At 33.4% G+C, this 18,142-nt stretch carries 17 protein-coding genes; 4 read left to right on the top strand and 13 right to left on the bottom strand.

What is annotated here, in order from left to right:
• Positions 1–68 precede the first annotated feature (68 nt).
• Together LL966_RS03270 and aroC are read right to left on the bottom strand one after the other, a co-directional pair.
• Positions 69–1,331 carry a dicarboxylate/amino acid:cation symporter gene (locus tag LL966_RS03270; RefSeq protein WP_229350150.1) on the bottom strand — a complete coding sequence of 421 codons (1,263 nt, stop codon included), beginning with the start codon at positions 1,329–1,331 and terminating at the stop codon, positions 69–71.
• A gap of 52 nt (positions 1,332–1,383) precedes the next feature.
• Positions 1,384–2,442 carry a chorismate synthase gene (aroC, locus tag LL966_RS03265; RefSeq protein WP_229350148.1) on the bottom strand — a complete coding sequence of 353 codons (1,059 nt, stop codon included), beginning with the start codon at positions 2,440–2,442 and terminating at the stop codon, positions 1,384–1,386.
• Between the two features lie 188 nt (positions 2,443–2,630).
• Between aroC and LL966_RS03260 the strand changes: the two genes are divergently transcribed.
• Positions 2,631–3,452, top strand: coding sequence for a UDP-2,3-diacylglucosamine diphosphatase (locus tag LL966_RS03260; RefSeq protein WP_229350146.1), 822 nt, complete (start codon positions 2,631–2,633; stop codon positions 3,450–3,452).
• Between the two features lie 122 nt (positions 3,453–3,574).
• Positions 3,575–4,072, top strand: a complete 498-nt coding sequence (locus LL966_RS03255) for a porin family protein (protein WP_229350144.1) — start codon at positions 3,575–3,577, stop codon at positions 4,070–4,072.
• A 182-nt stretch (positions 4,073–4,254) separates the two neighbouring features.
• On the opposite strand, the gene LL966_RS03250 is transcribed toward LL966_RS03255, so the two are convergent.
• The 7 genes from LL966_RS03250 to LL966_RS03220 form a co-directional block, all read right to left on the bottom strand.
• Positions 4,255–4,677 carry a protease complex subunit PrcB family protein gene (locus LL966_RS03250; RefSeq protein WP_229350142.1) on the bottom strand — a complete coding sequence of 141 codons (423 nt, stop codon included), beginning with the start codon at positions 4,675–4,677 and terminating at the stop codon, positions 4,255–4,257.
• 16 nt (positions 4,678–4,693) lie between these two features.
• Positions 4,694–5,839, bottom strand: a complete 1,146-nt coding sequence (gene bshA, locus LL966_RS03245) for an N-acetyl-alpha-D-glucosaminyl L-malate synthase BshA (protein ID WP_229350141.1) — start codon at positions 5,837–5,839, stop codon at positions 4,694–4,696.
• A gap of 543 nt (positions 5,840–6,382) precedes the next feature.
• Complete coding sequence (locus LL966_RS03240) at positions 6,383–6,865, bottom strand: ABC transporter ATPase (RefSeq protein ID WP_229350139.1); 483 nt, start codon at positions 6,863–6,865, stop codon at positions 6,383–6,385.
• Between the two features lie 85 nt (positions 6,866–6,950).
• Positions 6,951–7,742 carry a (Fe-S)-binding protein gene (locus LL966_RS03235; protein WP_229350137.1) on the bottom strand — a complete coding sequence of 264 codons (792 nt, stop codon included), beginning with the start codon at positions 7,740–7,742 and terminating at the stop codon, positions 6,951–6,953.
• Between the two features lie 137 nt (positions 7,743–7,879).
• Entirely contained in the window at positions 7,880–9,214 is a 1,335-nt protein-coding gene (locus tag LL966_RS03230) for a (Fe-S)-binding protein (protein ID WP_229350135.1), read from the bottom strand.
• 6 nt (positions 9,215–9,220) lie between these two features.
• The gene (locus LL966_RS03225) at positions 9,221–10,186 is read right to left on the bottom strand and encodes an MlaD family protein (RefSeq protein ID WP_229350133.1); all 966 of its coding nucleotides are present in this window, start codon (positions 10,184–10,186) and stop codon (positions 9,221–9,223) included.
• A 50-nt stretch (positions 10,187–10,236) separates the two neighbouring features.
• Entirely contained in the window at positions 10,237–11,361 is a 1,125-nt protein-coding gene (locus tag LL966_RS03220) for an N-acetylmuramoyl-L-alanine amidase family protein (protein WP_229350131.1), read from the bottom strand.
• Positions 11,362–11,443: 82 nt separating this feature from the next.
• Here LL966_RS03220 and LL966_RS03215 point away from each other — a divergent pair, with 82 nt between their 5' ends.
• Both LL966_RS03215 and LL966_RS03210 read left to right on the top strand, forming a co-directional pair.
• Positions 11,444–14,143: a putative LPS assembly protein LptD gene (locus tag LL966_RS03215; RefSeq protein ID WP_229350129.1), complete on the top strand. Its 2,700-nt coding sequence runs from the start codon at positions 11,444–11,446 to the stop codon at positions 14,141–14,143.
• Positions 14,144–14,167: 24 nt separating this feature from the next.
• Complete coding sequence (locus LL966_RS03210) at positions 14,168–14,548, top strand: RidA family protein (RefSeq protein ID WP_109194182.1); 381 nt, start codon at positions 14,168–14,170, stop codon at positions 14,546–14,548.
• Here LL966_RS03210 and LL966_RS03205 read toward each other — a convergent pair.
• From LL966_RS03205 to pfkA, 4 genes are all read right to left on the bottom strand, one after another.
• Positions 14,529–14,903, bottom strand: coding sequence for a methylglyoxal synthase (locus LL966_RS03205; protein WP_229350885.1), 375 nt, complete (start codon positions 14,901–14,903; stop codon positions 14,529–14,531). The two genes, LL966_RS03210 and LL966_RS03205, sit on opposite strands and share 20 nt — an antisense overlap.
• Positions 14,904–14,913: 10 nt before the next feature.
• Positions 14,914–15,765, bottom strand: coding sequence for an N-acetylglucosamine kinase (locus LL966_RS03200; RefSeq protein WP_229350126.1), 852 nt, complete (start codon positions 15,763–15,765; stop codon positions 14,914–14,916).
• 129 nt (positions 15,766–15,894) lie between these two features.
• Positions 15,895–16,899 (bottom strand): type I glyceraldehyde-3-phosphate dehydrogenase, encoded by a 1,005-nt coding sequence (gene gap, locus LL966_RS03195; RefSeq protein ID WP_229350124.1) that lies wholly within the window; start codon positions 16,897–16,899, stop codon positions 15,895–15,897.
• Positions 16,900–16,993: 94 nt separating this feature from the next.
• Positions 16,994–17,980, bottom strand: a complete 987-nt coding sequence (gene pfkA / locus LL966_RS03190) for a 6-phosphofructokinase (protein ID WP_229350122.1) — start codon at positions 17,978–17,980, stop codon at positions 16,994–16,996.
• Positions 17,981–18,142: the final 162 nt, after the last annotated feature.

Genomic DNA, 18,142 nt, shown 5'->3' with positions numbered 1-18,142 from the left:
AAAATACAGCTTTTCAATTGTTATTTAGACAACTAAGATTAAAATTGTAATCTCAGCGCTACTTTTTCTTATTCTTTACCATCTTCCCACTGCCCTACAACAGACGTAGCCAAGGCATTTCCTAAAACATTAGTTGCACTTCTGAACATATCACAAAAGTGATCAATAGGCAAAATCAAGGCAATACCTTCAATCGGAATATCGAACATTCCGCAAGTTGCCGCTACAACTACTAAACTAGCTCTTGGAACACCTGCGATACCTTTACTGGTTAGCATTAATACCAAAAGCATTGCCATTTGTGTTCCTAAATCCAAATGCACGTTATAGAACTGTGCGATAAAAATACTTGCAAAAGTCATGTACATCATACTTCCGTCAAGATTAAAAGAATAACCAAGAGGCAGCATAAACGAAACAATTTTATCTTTTACTCCAAAACCTTCTAATTCTTCTGTTAACTTAGGAAATACAGCTTCACTGCTTGTTGTTCCGAAAGCAATTGCCAAAGGCCCTGTAATACGTCTTAATAATTCGGTCATTCTTCCTTTAAGGAAAATATATCCGACAGCAATTAAAATAACCCACAAAGTACTTATTCCAATTAAAAACGAACCGAAAAATTTAAAGTAAGTAATGACCAATTCTTCTGCATCACGTATAGCAAATACACCAGCAATAGCGCCAAACACTCCAATTGGCGCAAATTTCATTACGTAGTTTACCATTTTTAAAACGATATGAGACAACTTATCAAACGCACCAATAATCGGTTTTACCTTTTCTCCTAAAGAAGCAGCTGCTAGTCCGAAGAAAATCGAGAAAACTACAATTTGCAAAATTTCATTAGTTGCCATTGCTTCTACGATACTTTTTGGCACAATATGCTCAACAAAATTGTCAAAAGACAGGTTTTGAGTTTTACCAGTAACTTCAGAAGCTGCCGCCATATCCACATGATCCAATTTTAGACCAACACCTGGCTGTAAAATATTAACATAAAACAATCCAATTAAAAGAGAAATAAAAGAAGCTGTAAAAAACCATCCAATCGCTTTTCCTCCAATTCTTCCAACAGTTTTAATATCTCCCAATTTGGCAATTCCTACTACCAAAGTGGTAAAAACTAGAGGAGAAATAATCATCTGCACCAAACGAATAAAAACCGTTGCCAGCATTTTTATTTTACTGCTAAATGCTTGTGCAGCTTCGGGTGAAATACTATTGTGCAATATAATTCCTAATATGGCTCCAAGAACCATCGCAATTATAATTTGCCCTGTTAATCCCGAAAGAAATGATTGTTTTTTAGTTTCTGTAACTTCTTGCATTAATTTATTTTTTGATTATTAAAATATAAGACCCTCACTGTCTTACCTTTTATTAATAGGTTTTGTTGATTAAATAAAAATCAGCTAAAACAATGGCTGCCATTGCTTCTACAATTGGCACTGCGCGAGGCACTACACACGGATCATGACGTCCTTTTCCTGTCATTGGTGTAATGTTACCTTTATTATCTAGTGAATCCTGCGTTTGCATGATAGTTGCAACAGGTTTAAAAGCTACTCTGAAATAAATATCCATTCCGTTACTGATTCCACCTTGGATTCCGCCAGAAAGATTTGTTTTTGTAGTTCCGTCATTATTGTACAAGTCATTATGTTCGCTTCCTTTCATTTCAGAACCTGAAAAACCGCTTCCGTATTCAAAACCTTTTACAGCATTAATAGAAAGCATTGCTTTTCCTAATTCTGCATGAAGTTTATCAAAAACTGGCTCTCCTAAACCAACTGGAACATTCTGAATCACACAAGTTACAACACCTCCAACAGTGTCTCCTTGTTTACGAATATCGCGAATATATTCTTCCATAATTGCTGCCGATTTTTCATCAGGACAGCGAACCGGATTGCTTTCTATTTTAGAAAAATCCAATTCCTGGTAAGGAGTTTCTAAATGAATCGGACCAACAGACGAAACATAAGCATTAATTTTAATCTCTGAAAGCATTTGTTTGGCAATTGCACCAGCTACTACTCTACTTGCAGTTTCTCTGGCAGAACTTCTTCCGCCACCACGATAATCACGAAAACCATATTTCTGATCATAAACATAATCAGCGTGACTTGGTCTGTAGTTATCTTTTATATGTGAATAATCATCAGATTTTTGATTGGTATTTGGAATAATAAAACCAATTGGAGTTCCAGTCGTTTTCCCTTCAAAAATTCCAGACAAAAACTGAACTGCGTCTGGTTCTTTTCTTTGGGTAACAATTGCTGACTGTCCAGGCTTTCTGCGAGCCATATCCAATTCAATTGCTTCAAAATCTAGTTGAATTCCTGGAGGGCATCCATCGATAATTCCGCCTAAAGCTTCACCGTGAGATTCTCCAAATGTTGTTACTTTATATAGTTTGCCGAAGCTGTTTCCTGCCATTGTATTTTGTTTTGAGCAAATGTAAGTTTTATGAATTAAATTAAAAAATTTAAAACTGGTATTATTAACGAAACATTAAATGGTTTAAAAATCACAATTTGGTAAAATTATCCTCTTTTTGATAACCTTTTCATAAAATAAATCTGTTCGGATTTTTATTAATTTGTAAAACTTCAAATCAAGAAAAATTGAAAAAGAGAAATGTCGAATTGGTCATTCTTTCTGATGTCCATTTAGGAACTTATGGAAGTCACGCTAAAGAGCTAAACAACTATTTATCAAGTATTAAACCAAAAACATTAGTCTTAAACGGTGATATAATTGATGCTTGGCAATTCCGTAAATCTTACTTTCCAAAAGCTCATTTACGAGTAATTCAGCGTATTATAGGAATGGCTTCTAAAGGCACAAAAGTGTATTATATTACTGGAAACCATGATGAAATACTTCGAAAATTCAGTGATATGAATATGGGAAATTTTGCCTTGGTTGATAAATTAGTTTTAGAATTAGACGATAAAAAAGCCTGGATTTTTCACGGAGATGTATTTGATGCATCTGTACAGCATTCTAAATGGATTGCAAAACTAGGCGGATTAGGCTACGATTATCTAATCTTAATCAATCGTTTTGCCAATTGGTGTTTGGCAAAACTAGGTCGCGAGCCTTATTCTTTTTCAAAAAAGATTAAAGCAAGCGTAAAAAAAGCTGTCAAATTTATTTCTGATTTTGAAACGACTGCAACCGACTTAGCAATCGAAAAAAATTACGATTATGTAATCTGCGGTCATATTCACGAACCAAAAATCATCACCAAAGAAAATAAATACGGATCAACCTTATATCTAAATTCTGGAGATTGGGTAGAAAACCTAACTGCTTTAGAATATCATAAAAAACGCTGGAAATTATTTTCTTATAAAGCCAGTAATTTTGTAGAAGAAGAAAATCTTTTTGAAATGGAGGATATACTGACTTCACAGCTAATTTCTTCTATAATTTCAAAGTAACATTTTAACATTTAGATTGCAAAAATTAAAAAAATGTAAATTATATAACAATTTTCAAAAATTTTATACGTTTTCATCCTGACTGTAATTATACATTTGAAAAAAAATAATTTAACCATTTTATGAAAAAGATAATTTTATCTGCCCTTATGCTTCTAGGTTTAGCATTTACGGCTCAATCACAAGAAATTTCGAAACACGCTTTAGGATTACGTCTAGGAGACAACAACGGATTCGGAGGAGAGGTATCTTACCAATTAGGATTAAACCAAAAAAACAGACTTGAATTTGATTTAGGCTGGAGAACCAGTAGAGATGTTGATGCCATTAAAGGAGTTGCACTTTACCAATGGGTATGGAACATTGATGGAGGTTTTAACTGGTACGCTGGTGTCGGTGGAGGTTTAGCTGCTTGGGATTACGATTACCGTTTCAACGATAATAGATTTAAAGATAGCGGAACTTATGTTTTTGCTGCAGGAGATATTGGTATCGAATATAGATTTAAAGAAGTACCATTAACATTATCACTAGATGCTAGACCAGAAATTGGTTCAGGATACTATGATGATGACAACTTTGGATTTGACGTTGGTTTAGGCGTTAAATTCAGATTCTAAATAAAAATAAAAAATAATTGTAAAAAGAAACCTGTTGTTTAAAAGCAACAGGTTTCTTTTTATGTTTTATTATTAAATAAGGTCGCCCTGAGCGAAGTCGAAGGACTGGAGATATTAAGGGCTTCGACTTCGCTCAGCCTGACATTTAAATAAATTAAATCTAACTAATCACTAATAACTAATCACTTAATTATAATTTCTTTCTTAGAGTGAATCTTCACCACAGTATACGGATATGAAATTACCTGCATTGTCATAGCGTCTTTAGAAGGACTATTTTCTTTAACCGTTATGATAATATTCTTATCTGTTTCTTCAACCTTTTCAACGTCGATAGAATAACCACTAGTGTTTTTTTCTCCCATATTCAAGATTACGTAATTGTAATCATGAACATTTGGACTCTTCATTTTATCAGCCAAAAGAGGATCATTTTGAAGCATTTTAATTTCGTTAGGCTCTGTTAAGATCTCAAAAAACTTAATATTTCCTCCGCCGTCAGATTGCTTAGTCAAAACCTCATACAATGCGTTTGAACTTTCAACTTTCTTGACACCGCACGAAATCATAACAAAAATTGCTAAAATAGAAATTATTTTTTTCATCTATTGCTTTTTAAAATTAGTGCTTTTCATATTTATAATCATCAACCGCTTTCTGATACAATGCTTCATACTTTGGAAGAATATTTCTAATATCAAACTTTCTAGCCACTTCTAAAGCATTTGCCTTAAACTGACTTAAAACAGCATCATCTCTTAAAATTTTTAATGCGTTTTCAGCCATTTCCTCAACATTTCCAACATTACTTAAGTAACCCGAAAAACCGTCAAAATTAACCTCAGGCAAACCACCTGAATTACTAGAAATTACAGGAACACCGCACGCCATTGCTTCCAACGCCGCCAAACCAAAACTTTCAGTTTCTGAAGGCAATAAAAACAAATCTGTCATGCATAAGATTTTGTCAATTTCATGACTATTTCCAAAGAAAATCACTTTATCTAAAATTCCTAATTCCTGACATAAGATTTCTGCCTTCTCTTTTTCTGGTCCATCTCCAACCATCATTAACTTCGCAGGAATCTCTTTCTGAACATTATAGAAAATCTTAATGATATCCGGAATTCGTTTTACTTTTCTAAAATTACTAATATGCGTTATAATACGCTCATTTTCATTCGCCATCACATATCTGTGACATGGCGCCAAAGGATCTTTTTTAACTTTATCCAATTCAATAAAGTTCGGTATAACTTTTATTTTATTCTTGATTTTGAACAACTTCAAAGTATCATCTTTCAAACTCTGAGAAACCGAAGTCACATAATCTGATTTATTGATACTAAAAGTTACAGCTGGTTTGTAAAACGGATGATTTCCAACCAATGTAATATCTGTACCGTGAAGTGTTGTAATCATCGGAAGATTAATTCCTTCATTTTTCAGCATTTGTTTTGCCATGTAACCTGCGTACGCATGCGGAATTGCATAATGCACGTGAAGAAGCTCTATTTTATACAATTTTACCATATCGACCAATTTGCTCGATAAGGCTAATTCATAAGGCTGATAATGAAACAATGGATATTCCGGAACATTTACTTCATGATAATGTACATTCGGATTTAAAAGCGCCAACCTTACCGGCTGACTGTATGTAATAAAATGTATTTCGTGTCCTCTTCTGGCCAATTCAAGACCTAACTCTGTGGCAACCACACCACTACCACCAAAAGTAGGATAACAGACTATTGCTATTTTCATGTATTAAATTTAATTCTACGAAAATACTCAAAAATCACATTTAATTAAGCTTTAAAAGTGTTAGATTTTTGTGAATCTTAGATTACCCAGATTATTAGAGCATTAGAATTGAATCCAAAATCTTTATATTTATTTTTAAGTAGCAGAAGATCTGTTTTTCATAAGAAGTTCTGTCCCGCTGTCCGCTATATCTTTTTCTGTTCTCGTTAAAGAAACGAGAACAGAAAAAGTATACCGCTCCCATCGGGGCTAGATTTGAGGTTTTTGTTTTTATAAGTCACAAGCAAGAACAACTTTCTCGAAAGCTAAGTAACCATCTCGTTTGTCATTTCGAGGAAAAAGACCGCAAATAGGCGAAGCAAATCACCACAATTAGTTCAACAAAAATTGGAGATAACCGCTACGGAGTTCCTGGTGGAGATTCCTCGTTCCTCGGAATGACAAACTTTGGCGAAACCTGAAACCTGAAACTTAAAAACAATTAAAACCAAAAAAGGCATAAAATCTAAATTTTATGCCTTTCAAATATATTGTAAATTCCTCTTAGAAAAATCTGCTGTGCCAGCTATCGGCAGCAGGAACTTCCCAAGACTCATTAAATTCTTCGATGTTGTTGACCAAATTATTAAAAACAATCGTGTTCTCGGAAACCGATTTATCTTTAACCATCTTTTTAAAATCGATTAATGGTTTGTGTGCAATATGTTCTCCATTTTTAAAAGTAACATTCATTTTGTCAAGCAAATCAACATTATATTTCTTTTCCAAACTTTGAATAAATTCAACAGAACTATCAATAGAACAACCTGTTGCAGCCTGCACATCTTGATTTACAGCCAATATTATAAATCTATTGTATTTCAACAAAAAAGAAGCCTCAAGACTTGTTCCATGAGCTGCCCATTGTTCTACAAAAGCTTTTAAATCAGTTTCAATTTCAGAAAACTCTTCCTCAGAAAACTTTCTGTTCGATTGGTAAATCCAAACTCTTGATTCACCTGGTAAATTTTCAAAAGGTATATACATTTTTAATTTTAGATTTTAGATTGTTGATTTTAGATTTTAAGGATTAATCTTAGAACCTTAGCATCTTAGTAACTCAGAATCTTTTTTACAAATCCTGTGCATTTGCAATTAACTCTGCAACGTCCATTACTTTTACCTCGCCTTCTTTGTGAGCATGTTTAATTCCATCTGTCAACATGGTATTACAAAATGGGCAACCTGCAGCAATAATATCTGGCTGTACTTCTAAAGCATCTTCTGTACGAAGAACATTTACTTCTTTGTTTCCAGGTTCAGCATCTTTAAACATTTGCGCACCACCCGCACCACAGCACAAACCGTTTGATTTAGAGCGTTTCATTTCGACTAATTCAACGTCTAACTTTTCAATTAAATCTCTTGGTGCTTCGTAAACTTTATTTGCTCGTCCTAAATAACAAGGATCGTGAAAAGTAATTTTTTTACCTTTAAATTGTCCGCCTTCAACAGTCAATCTTCCATCATCAATTAATGATTTTAAAAATTCTGTATGATGAATAACTTCGTAATTCCCTCCTAATTCAGGATATTCGTTTTTTAAAGTATTAAAACAATGCGGACAAGCCGTCACAATTTTCTTTGCTTCGTATGCATTCAAAACTTCAATGTTCATCATGGCCTGCATTTGAAACAAAAATTCGTTTCCAGCTCTTTTCGCAGAATCTCCAGTACAACTCTCTTCTGTACCTAAAACTGCAAAAGAAACATTCGTACGATTTAAAATTCGCACAAATGCTTTAGTAATTTTTTTTGCTCTATCATCAAAACTTCCTGCGCAACCTACCCAAAACAAAACTTCTGGCTGTTTTCCTTCGGCAAGCATTTCTGCCATTGTTGGCACTACTAAACTTTCTGACATCTTGATTTTTGTTTAATCGGTTAATCGCTAATTTGGTAATCGCTTTAAAACGAAACTTACTCGAACTTCACTTAAAACCGAAAAATTATTTTATTATATCAATTAAACGCATTAACGATTAACCGATTAAACCATATTTAATTTTCGTTTTTCCAATTTAAACGGTCTTGCTGGCTGTATTGCCAAGGCGCACCATTATTTTCAATATTGGTCATCATCGCATTTAGTGACATTGGCGCAGCACTTTGTTCCATTACCAAATAACGACGCATATCCATAATAATAGATAACGGACTAATATTCACAGGGCATTCTTCGACACAAGCATTACAAGACGTACAAGCCCACAACTCTTCTGGCGTAATATAATCGTTTAAAAGTGATTTATTATCTGGGACAAAAACACCTTTATTAGCGTCAATATTTTTTCCAACTTCAGTTAAACGATCTCTTGTATCCATCATAATTTTACGAGGAGACAATTTTTTACCCGTTTGATTTGCTGGACAAGAAGAAGTACAACGACCACATTCTGTACAAGTATAAGCGTTTAATAACTGAACCCAGTTTAAATCTTGTACATCACTTGCTCCAAATTTAGATGGTGCAGCGTTTTCATCTGCAGGTGGTGCCGCTGCAAACGGATCTGCATTTGGATCCATCATTAATTTTACTTCATTAGTAACCGAAGCTAAATTATCAAACTGCCCTTCTGGCTTTAAATTTGCAAAATAAGTATTGGGGAAAGCCAAAAGAATATGCAAGTGTTTTGAGAAGTACAAATAGTTCATAAAAACTAAAATACCTGCTATATGCAACCACCAAAAAACTTCAAATAAAAGTACTACCAATTCGTTCGACATTCCGTTAAAAATTGGTGCAATAAATTGACTGATTGGAAAACTTCCTGCTTTATGAAAAATTCCTTCTGGAACATTTTGCAAATGATAATCTGCAGCATTCATCAACAAAAACAAGATCATCAAAACAGTTTCGAAGTACAAAATGTAATTTGCATCGCTTTTTGGAAATCCAGTTAAATCAGAGTGAATAAAACGTTTCAATCTAATAAAGTTTCTTCTGATCCAAAAAACGGTAACAGCAAATATTACAAGAATTGCTAATATTTCAAATGAAGCAATTAATACATCATAAACCACTCCTAAATAGGGAGCAAAAATTCGATGCGTTCCAAAAAGCCCATCAATAATAATTTCCAGTAATTCAATATTAATAATTATGAATCCCACATAAACAAAAATATGCAGTATTCCAGCAACAGGGCGTCTCACCATTTTTGATTGCCCAAGAGCAATCAAAGCCATGTTTTTCCATCGAGCTTTAGGATTATCTTTTCGATCTACATCTACTCCTAAATTAATGTTTCGGATGATTTTTTTTACGCTCGCTGCAAAAAAACCGAAACCAACTATAAGAAGTATGGCAAATAAAATATTATCTAAATAACTCATTTACAATTATTTTTTATCAGTTGAATTTGTATCTTCTGTTGGTGCTACGTAAGGTTTGTTTTTCTTTCCAAAAAGAGAAACATTTACATAACGTGTAGGATATAAACGAACATCCTGCAACAGTAATTCAAGTTCTTTCGAAGTTTTTGCTAAGTTATTATAAAGAGCATCGTCATTTAATAATTTACCTGCAGTACCTTTTCCAGAATTTAAATTAGCCATCAAACCGTCCACTTTTGCTAAAGTCTGATTCAAGCTGCGAACTGTTTTTCCTAAATCCGCTTTGTTTAAAGAGTCAGAAATTTTATTAAAATTGTTTGATGCTTTATTAAAGTTAGAAACCATTCCGTTAATCTGCCCTTTGTTGGTATCTAAAATATTATTTAGACTACCAGAAGCCTTATGAAATTGTTGCATGGTCTGACTTAACTCAGCAATTGTTTTCTTTAGATTTTCTTGAGTTGTTTTATCTAATGTATTGTTTAGACCTGTAACCAAAACATCAATATTTACCAGCATTTTATCTAGTTTTTGCTGAATTGGCTCAATTTTTCCTCCTAAAGATTCTGTCAATCCAAGTTCAACTGCAGAAGCCAAAGTCTGGCCGTCTTCTGCCAATTCTTTATCTGCCATATTTGGCACAATCTTAATTTGTTTTCCTCCAATTAAACTTGGAGAATACAAAGATGCTGTACTTGTTTTCGAAATTGGAAAATCAGTTTTTAATTGAAGTTCAACCAATAATTTACCAGTTACTTCGTCTATAGTGATTTTATTTACTTTACCAATAGCAAGCCCATTAAGAGTAACAGGTGCCGATGCTGATAAATCTTCAACATTGTCATATTGAACATATAAAGTTTTATAATTTGTAAAAAGGTCTCTGCCTTTTAGAAAACTATAACCCCAAATAAATAGTAAAATCGATGCGATGACTAATATAGCCGTTTTAATTTCTCTTGTTAGTTTCAAAATTCTAAGTGTTTGTACAAAATTAATATAAATATTCGAACTTAGGCTTATTATTTAATTGCGTCCTGAATACTGATTTTTTCTCCATCTTTAGTTGCAACTAAAAATGCCGCGCCATACCCTTTACTTTTAGCTTCTTGCAAATATTTTTGTGCTGTTTCGTAACTTGAAGTTTCTTCGTAGAAATACTTATATATATTGTTTTCAAATAACATCGTTACATTTTTTAGTCCTTTAAAGTTTTTAGGTTCTAATGGCGTTTTCTTAATACTTGCAATAAGCTGTACTTTAAAGAATGTTCCTTTTGGTGCATTTTTAACTACTGTAACAGGAGTAGTTGTTTTTGGTTTTACTGGTTTTGACGTATCTCTTATGGGCCGACTGTCGTCTGATTCACCACCAGATCCGAAATATTCTCTTTTATAACTTAAGATTGCCTCTGCGATTGCTTTTGCAATATCATCCTGACCTTCTTCTGAATTTAGAATATTACCTTCGGTTGGATTAGAAACAAATCCAGTTTCAACCAAAACTCTTGGCATGTAGGCTTTATGAAGTACCATAAAAGGCGCTTGTTTTACTCCGCCTTGACGAAGTTTTTTACCTAGTTTCTCAAAATTATCTTCGATTTTAGTTGCTAAAGAAATACTGTTATCTAAATATTCCTCCTGCATTAGAGTCATTCCAATCATTGATTCTGGAGAATTCGGATCGTAACCTTCATATTTACGTTTATAATCTTTCTCCAAAGTAATTACAGAGTTCTCTTTTTTCGCCGCTTCAAGATTCGATGCAACTTTACTTAAACCCATTACATACGTTTCAGTTCCGTCGGCAGCTGTATTTTTATTAGCATTACAGTGAATAGAAACAAAAATATTTGAATTGGCTCTATTTGCAATATTGGCTCTCTCGACCAAATCGATAAAAACGTCCGTTTTACGAGTATAAATGACATTAACATTCGGATTTAGTTCTAAAATCTTTCCCACTTTTAAAACAATCGCTAAAGCAATATTTTTTTCAATTCTGCCGCTGTAAACCGCTCCAAAATCATGATCACCATGTCCAGCATCAAGTGTGACCTTAAATACATTGGACTGACTATGAGCACAAAAAGACAGGATTGTTAGAAATAAAGTAAATATTACCTTAAATTTGTTAATTCTATTCATAAATCTAAAAGTTAATTTTAATAAAATGCAGCTGTTATAATTTTCAGAATTGATTATTTTTGCCAAAAAATTATATGTAAGTTTGACATGTCAAAAAACAAGCCATAATTTTACAAAAATAGCATTTAAACCTTTGCATACAAACTTATTTAATATCGTTTTAATATCATTTTTCCTAACTATAGGTTGTGGTAATTTATATTCGCAAGAAATAAAAAATAAAAAAAAGCCTTTACCTGCTGTAAAACAAACAGATAAAGAAGCCAGTAAGATTACTGACACTATAAAACTGGACACTGTTAGACCTAAAAAGACTTTTCTAGACGGAAAAGTAAAGTATAAGGCAAAAGATTATGCAAAAATCGATCAAAAAAACAAGCTTATTACCTTGTATAATGAAGCTGAATTATACTATAAAGATGTTGAATTAAAATCGGGTATCATCATTCTTAATTACGAAAAGGATGAAGTGTATGCTGGAAGAATAAAAGACTCTGCTGGCGTTTTGACTCAATATCCTAATTTCAAACAAGGTTCTAGCGAAGTTCAGCCTGACTCTATTCGATTTAATTTCAAAACCAAAAAAGCTTTAATTTACAATTCTAGAACCGAACAAGGTGAATTTAAAATTAAAGCAGCCGTTACTAAAAAAGAAAATGACTCTGTTTATTTCTTACGAGGTGCTCGTTTCACAACATCAACAGATGTAGATCATCCTGAATACTACTTTCAAACTAGTAAAGTAAAGTTTATTCCTGGAAAAAAAGTAATTACCGGTTTAACCAATATGGTAATTGCTGATGTACCGACACCTTTAGCACTTCCATTTGCCTATTTCCCAATGAGCCAGGAAAAAAGCGTTTCTGGTATTATTATTCCGAGTTATAACGATTCTAACACTAGAGGTTTTTCTCTTCAAAATGGTGGATATTATTTTGCTTTAAGTGATCATTATGATCTAACGGTGCTTGGAGATTATTATACTAATGGAAGTTACGCCATGCGATTTGAATCTTCCTATGCAACAAGATACAAGTATCGAGGAAACGTAAATGTTCGATTTGAAAATTTAATCAGCAGTGAGCGAGGATATCCTGATTATTCTAAACAAGGTATTTACAATATTCAGTGGTCACATTCTAAAGACACAAAATCAAACCCAAATTCAACCTTCTCTGCATCGGTAAATATGGGTAGTAGTAAATATTTTAAACAATCGATCAACCAAGCGAATATTGGGTCGAACCTAAACAACACTTTAAGTTCTTCTATTTCATATAATAAAACTTTTAATACTATTCCAGGATCACGTATTTCGTTATCTGCAACACATCAGCAAAATACACAAACAGAAGACATCATCATGACACTTCCAGCCTTACAAGGAAGTATTGATCGTATTTATCCTTTTGCAGGAAAAGATGGCGTAAAGAAAGGAATCATCAAAAACATCAACTTACAATATAATGTAAGCGGAAAAAACTATTTCCAAACCAAAGATTCATTGTTCTTTAAGCCACAGATGTTCCAATCTGCTCAGTTAGGAATGCAACATACCATTCCGCTTAGCACTAACTTCAAAGTATTTAAGTATTTTAGTGCAAGTGCTTCAACTACTTACCAGGAAACATGGGTAAATAAAACAATCAAAAAAAGCTATGATTCTTCGACAGGACAAGCAGAGCCTACAACTGTAAATGGTTTTGATTCTTTTAGAACATACAATTTCAGCACCAATTTAGGAACGACAATTTACGGAACTTTTAATTTTGGAGAAGACAAGAGAATTCAATCTATAAGACACGTTATGCGTCCAAGTGTAACTTATGCCTATACACCAAGTTTTGAGCGTTATTACGATACTTATGCAGTCGATGCAAGCGGAAGAATCACATCTGAGTATACAAGATTTGAAAATGGCCTATTTGGCCAGCCTGGAAAAGATAATTCTAACGTTGTTGGTTTTGCGTTAAGCAATACTTTTGAAGCAAAAGTAAGAGACAAAGACAGCACCAAAACAGAACCTAAAAAGATAATGCTGTTAAACAACTTAAACTTCAGTACAAGTTATAACTTTAATGCTGATGGAAAAACAACATTTGGATGGCAGCCAGTATTAGTTAGTGGTGGAACTCAGTTTTTTGATAACAAAATGAACATGAACTTTGGCGCAACCTTAGATCCGTATGCGATCGATAATGGTGGTAACAAATTAGATAAGTTCAACATAGATAACGGCGGAAGTTTATTCAGAATGACTAGTGCAAACGTGACTGTTAACTACTCTTTTTCTAATAAAGGAACTGGCGACAAAGAAAAAAACAATCAAAGTCAGCGGAATGGAGGACGAAGTGATGACTTATTTGGTACCAATACCGACTTAAATGACAGCCGAAATAGTCAATTTGCCAATGAACCTGAAAAAGAAGATGTCATTACGGAGTTCTTCAACTCAAAAATCCCATGGGATATGACGCTTGCCTATTCATTAACTTATAGCAATATAAATCGTGAGAATAAGATATCTAACAATTCTTTGATGATTTCTATTAATACGGATATTACTCCAAAATGGAAAGGCGGAGTTTCTACAGGTTACGATTTTGTGCAAAAAGGGGTTACCTTTACCCAATTCCGTTTTGAAAGAGATTTGTTAAGCTGGAGAATGGCCTTCAACTGGCAGCCATTAGGAACAAATTCTAACTGGAACTTCTTCATCGGAATTAAATCTGGTATGCTTAGTGACATTAAATGGAACAAACGAAGCGTTTCTAATCGATAAACTTTCCAATCAAAATACTTTATTATGAAAAAAATAATTTTTACCGAGAAAGCTCCGGCTCCTATCGGGCCTTACAACCAAGCTGTATTATCTGGAAATACACTTTATGCTTCTGGACAAATCGCTATTAATCCAGAATCAGGAGAATTGATTACAGAGAATATTAATGACGAAACAAACCAAGTTATGAAAAACATTGCTGCAATTCTAGAAGCTGCAGGAATGACATTTGAAAACGTAGTGAAGTCTACCATCTTCATTATGGACATGAATAACTTTGGAGCAATAAACACGGTTTACGGTTCTTATTTTAACGAAAAAACCGCTCCAGCTCGTGAAACGGTTCAAGTGGCTTGTCTGCCAAAAAATGTTAATGTAGAAATTTCTATAATTGCTGTGCAATAGCATCTAATAATAATTGTGCCGTTGCTTCATTGGTTGCCAGCGGCACATTATGCACATCGCAAACACGAATCAGCATATTAATATCTGCCTCATGCGGATGACTTGACAAAGGATCTTTAAAAAAGAAAACCATTTTTGTTATTCCTTCCGCTACCCTGCCAGCAATCTGTGCATCACCACCTAAAGGCCCCGAAAGCATTCTTTGAGTTTTAAAACCCGCTGCTTCGGCTTTTCCTCCAGTAGTTCCTGTACCAATTAATCTTATTTTCTCATTGTGTAAAACAGCTTCATTTTTAACTAAAAAATCAATTAAATCAGCTTTCTTTCCATCATGAGCAATAATGGCAATCTCCATAAAACCAGAACTATTGATTAGCAACATGGTATGCAATTAATCCGTCAATAGGTCTTCTTAAAACATTTCCTAATTGAAGTTCATACTTATCAAAAGTCTCTTGTAATTCATCTTTTAAATAAAATGCAATAGAACCAACAAAGTGAACAGGAACTTCTTTACAATTATCGAATTGTTTAATGTAATTCTTAACGAAAGATTTCATCCCTTTGAAAATAATTTTTCTACAGAATTCTGTGTCTTTATGCTTAATTAAGAACTTAGCATATGTTGCCAAATAAGCATTTGGATTTGGTTCTTTATATAATTTATTTTTAATAAAATCTGGATCAACGTCGTACTCTTTTTCAAGTTCAACAGCCAATTCTTTAGGCATTTTATTAAAATAGTATTTTCTAATTAATTCTTTTCCAAAAACGTTACCGCTGCAGTCATCCATAACAATGTATCCTAACGACTGAACTTTTTGATGCAACACTTTTCCATCAAAATAACTACAGTTAGAACCTGTTCCTAAAATAGAAACAATCGCTTCTTCACCTTTTGGAGTTGTAGCATAAACTGCTGCATAAGTATCTTCCTGAACATCTACAATTGCGTTAGTAAAATACTCTTGAAAAATTTGAGATAATGCAGTTTTCATTCTATCTGTACCACATCCGGCACCGTAAAAGAATAAATGAGTAGCATTTTTTTTGTTTTGTAAGATATCAAAACGATCGTTTAATCTTTCGATAATTTCTGGACCGTCAAGAATTTCAGGATTTAATCCTAAAGTTTGTGTTGTGAATAATACTTTTCCATTATCATCTATCGCAATCCAATCGGCTTTAGTAGATCCACTATCAACTATTAATTTCATTTGTTTAGTTTTTGGAATTAGGTTTTTCTATTTTTAATTTAAAAGTGTATTTTTTACATTAATCATAGAGGTAACAAAATAAGAAAATCCCGTTATTGTAGTAACGGGATTTTGCAAAAATATATATTATTATTTTAAACCTGCAATATGTACAGATAAATCGATTAATTTGCTTGAGTATCCGTACTCATTATCATACCAAGATACTAATTTGAAGAAAGTTGAATTTAAACCAATTCCTGCAGTAGCATCAACGATTGAAGTTCTTTTATCAGAAATGAAATCTTGAGAAACAACTGCATCTTCAGTATATCCTAAGATACCTTTTAATTCATTTTCTGAAGCTTTTTTCAATACAGCCATAATCTCTTCGTAAGAAGTTTCTTTAGCTACTTTTACAGTTAAATCTACTGTAGAAACGTCAGCAGTAGGAACACGGAAAGCCATACCTGTTAATTTTCCATTTAATTCTGGAATAACTTTTCCAACCGCTTTAGCAGCTCCTGTTGAAGAAGGAATGATATTGATTGCAGCAGCACGTCCACCTCTCCAGTCTTTTCTAGAAGGTCCGTCAGCTGTCATTTGAGTTGAAGTTGTAGCGTGAACAGTAGTCATTAAAGCTTCAACGATTCCGAAGTTATCGTGAATTACTTTAGCTAAAGGCGCTAAACAGTTTGTAGTACAAGAAGCGTTAGAAACAACTAAATCAGAAGCTTTTGCAGTTTCGTGGTTAACTCCCATTACAAACATTGGAGCATCTGCAGATGGAGCAGAAATGATAACTTTTTTAGCACCACCTTTGATGTGCTCATTTGCAGTTTCGATAGTTGTGAAGATACCAGTACATTCTGCTACTACATCAACATCAACTTCGTTCCATTTTAAGTCAGCTGGATTTCTTTCAGCAGTAATACGGATATTTCTTCCGTTTACGTAAAGTTTTCCTTCTTTAACTTCTACAGTTCCATCGAAACGACCGTGAACTGAATCATATTTTAATAAATAAGCTAAGTGATCAACATCTAATAAATCGTTGATTGCAACAACTTCTACATTATCTCTATTGAAAGACTCTCTAAAAACGATTCTTCCGATACGTCCAAATCCGTTTATTCCTAATTTTACTTTTGACATTTTACTAAATTTTTGCTTTTGTTTTTATTACACTATTTTCAAAGTCTAATTTCCTCACAATAAACTTCTCTTCTTTTTAAACTTTTATGTTTGGTTATGTCGACATGATGTCAGACACTCTTAATAATTCTCTATCAATTTCTGATTTTCCTTTTATAGCTTGCTCTAATGGAGTTAAAACTACTTTATCTTCTTTCAATCCAACCATGTAGTTTGATTTTCCTTCCAATAAAGATTCTACTGCTTTCATTCCTAGACGACTTGCTAAAACACGGTCAAAACAAGATGGAGATCCACCACGCTGCATGTGTCCTAAAACAGACACTCTTACATCATACTCAGGTAAATTAGCTTCTACATAATCTTTTAATTCGAATACGTTTTTACCAATTTTATCTCCTTCAGCAATCACCACAATACTTGATGATTTTCCTGATGCTTTACTTTTTTGAAGTGAATCTAATAATCGATCTAAACCTAAATCTTCTTCAGGAATTAGAATCTCTTCTGCTCCTGCACCAATACCAGCATTTAGAGCAATATGACCTGCATCTCTACCCATTACCTCTACAAAAAACAGACGGTTATGCGAACTTGCAGTATCTCTAATTTTATCGATACAATCTACTACAGTATTTAAAGCCGTGTCATACCCTAAAGTAAAACTTGTACCATAAATATCATTATCGATTGTTCCTGGAATTCCCATTACTGGAAAATTGTATTCTGAATTAAATATTAAACCTCCTGTAAAACTACCGTCTCCACCAATTACAACAAGAGCATCTATACCTGCCTTTAAAAGGTTTTCATGTGCTTTTTTTCTACCTTCAGGGGTTCTAAACTCAACTGAACGAGCCGATTTTAAGATCGTTCCACCTTTGTTTACAATATTATTTACACTACGAGGTCCCATTTCTTTGAAGTCACCTTCAATCATTCCTTGATACCCTCTATAAATTCCGATGCATTCTATATTATGATATGCACAAGTACGAACAACCGCTCGAATTGCAGCATTCATTCCAGGTGAGTCTCCTCCTGAGGTAAGAACACCTACTTTTTTTATTGTTTTTGGCATTATTTAAGTATTAAAGTGTAAAATTAGCAAACATTCAGCACTTTTCGGGTTATGATTATTATAAATTAATAAATTCTGTTAAATTCAAACGTTTTCGTTAATAAGTTTTTTCTATGAAAAAATTTCATTAAAAATAAAAAATTGCTATTTTTTTATTAAATC

Source organism: Flavobacterium chungbukense, assembly GCF_020805785.1.
Lineage (GTDB): Bacteria > Bacteroidota > Bacteroidia > Flavobacteriales > Flavobacteriaceae > Flavobacterium > Flavobacterium chungbukense.
The sequence above is the reverse complement of the archived record's forward strand: the minus strand, read 5'-3'. Positions and strand labels throughout refer to the sequence as shown.

What these genes read in the sequence shown, in the direction of transcription:
- LL966_RS03270 (WP_229350150.1), bottom strand. Translation starts at nt 1,331, where the DNA reads ATGCAAGAAGTTACAGAAACTAAAAAACAATCATTTCTTTCGGGATTA.
- aroC (WP_229350148.1), bottom strand. Translation starts at nt 2,442, where the DNA reads ATGGCAGGAAACAGCTTCGGCAAACTATATAAAGTAACAACATTTGGA.
- LL966_RS03255 (WP_229350144.1), top strand. Translation starts at nt 3,575, where the DNA reads ATGAAAAAGATAATTTTATCTGCCCTTATGCTTCTAGGTTTAGCATTT.
- LL966_RS03250 (WP_229350142.1), bottom strand. Translation starts at nt 4,677, where the DNA reads ATGAAAAAAATAATTTCTATTTTAGCAATTTTTGTTATGATTTCGTGC.
- bshA (WP_229350141.1), bottom strand. Translation starts at nt 5,839, where the DNA reads ATGAAAATAGCAATAGTCTGTTATCCTACTTTTGGTGGTAGTGGTGTG.
- LL966_RS03240 (WP_229350139.1), bottom strand. Translation starts at nt 6,865, where the DNA reads ATGTATATACCTTTTGAAAATTTACCAGGTGAATCAAGAGTTTGGATT.
- LL966_RS03235 (WP_229350137.1), bottom strand. Translation starts at nt 7,742, where the DNA reads ATGTCAGAAAGTTTAGTAGTGCCAACAATGGCAGAAATGCTTGCCGAA.
- LL966_RS03230 (WP_229350135.1), bottom strand. Translation starts at nt 9,214, where the DNA reads ATGAGTTATTTAGATAATATTTTATTTGCCATACTTCTTATAGTTGGT.
- LL966_RS03220 (WP_229350131.1), bottom strand. Translation starts at nt 11,361, where the DNA reads ATGAATAGAATTAACAAATTTAAGGTAATATTTACTTTATTTCTAACA.
- LL966_RS03210 (WP_109194182.1), top strand. Translation starts at nt 14,168, where the DNA reads ATGAAAAAAATAATTTTTACCGAGAAAGCTCCGGCTCCTATCGGGCCT.
- LL966_RS03205 (WP_229350885.1), bottom strand. Translation starts at nt 14,903, where the DNA reads ATGGAGATTGCCATTATTGCTCATGATGGAAAGAAAGCTGATTTAATT.
- LL966_RS03200 (WP_229350126.1), bottom strand. Translation starts at nt 15,765, where the DNA reads ATGAAATTAATAGTTGATAGTGGATCTACTAAAGCCGATTGGATTGCG.
- gap (WP_229350124.1), bottom strand. Translation starts at nt 16,899, where the DNA reads ATGTCAAAAGTAAAATTAGGAATAAACGGATTTGGACGTATCGGAAGA.
- pfkA (WP_229350122.1), bottom strand. Translation starts at nt 17,980, where the DNA reads ATGCCAAAAACAATAAAAAAAGTAGGTGTTCTTACCTCAGGAGGAGAC.